This window comes from Paenibacillus sp. N119s (genome assembly GCF_059447605.1).
In genome coordinates, this window is the sequence record NZ_JCAJRU010000455.1 from 1 (window position 1) to 1,080 (window position 1,080).

The 1,080-nt window shown below is 52.9% G+C and carries 1 protein-coding gene; it reads left to right on the forward strand.

What is annotated here, in order from left to right:
- On the forward strand, positions 1 to 1,080 hold a 1,080-nt coding region (locus AC5V8P_RS25695), incomplete at both ends, for a LamG-like jellyroll fold domain-containing protein (protein ID WP_495474071.1).

Sequence of the window (1,080 nt, forward strand, 5' to 3'; positions counted from 1 at the left end):
GGACACGCCGTTATTCGTCCAAGCCCGAAGTGGACCAGCGCCTATCCTATGCCGCCAAGCTGGCGACCATCGCGGCGATTAACTCGGGACAGATCATCTCTGATCCTGCCAATATTGGAGCCGTATCGTGGACCTATCAGGCAGGTAAAGGCAATTTCGGCGCCCTTGGTCTGGACGGCGGCCCCCTCTTTAACGGATGGCGCGGTATGTCCGGGGAAGCCGATCTGGGGCTGTTCGGAGCCATTAAAATCCTAAGCTCGGATGTAGCTGTCGATCCGATATTTGGCTTATTCGGCTATGGCTGTGACGTTACAGAAAGCAATAACAGCTATACGATCACTCCAAAAGACGGCGTCTTCCAACGTCTGCATCTGATTACCCAGAAGCTAAGTCTGGAGCTGAACCGGGATCAATATAGCTTGGCCGTTGTGTCCAAATCCAAGAACAACATCCGCCTGATGTTAAAAAATACGACACCGGGTACAGCCCATACGACTGTTGTGACGATGACCGGGCTTGCGGCAGGTACGTATGATGTACTCATAGACGGCACCAAAACCGGCTCAGTCACAGCCGTTAACAATGCTGCGACTATAGCCAGACTGAATATCGGTACAGCAGCCAACTACGATATCCGTATTCAGCCCAGTTCAGGCAATCCGGCTCCCGCCGGAGACATTATAGCCCATTATGAATTTAACGAAACGGCCGGATCAACCGCAGCCGATTCATCAGGTTATAGACAGCAGGCCAGTGTACATGGCGGCTCGTGGGGTGCGGGGCGGAATGGCAATGCTCTGCGGCTTAATGGCATAAACGCCTATGCCAGCCTGCCCAGCGGAATAGTTAGCAGCATTAATGACTTTACCATTGCCGCATGGGTACGGGTGAACACGCATAATGGCTGGGCTCGTCTGTTTGATTTTGGAGCAGGAACAGATCGGTATATGTTTTTGTCCCCGAAGGCTGTAGGGACAGGTATGCGTTTTGCCATCACTATCTCAGGGAATGGAGAGGAACAGCAGCTGAATGCCCCGGAACTGGCGACAGGTGTCTGGAAGCATGTAGTCGTGACCTTGT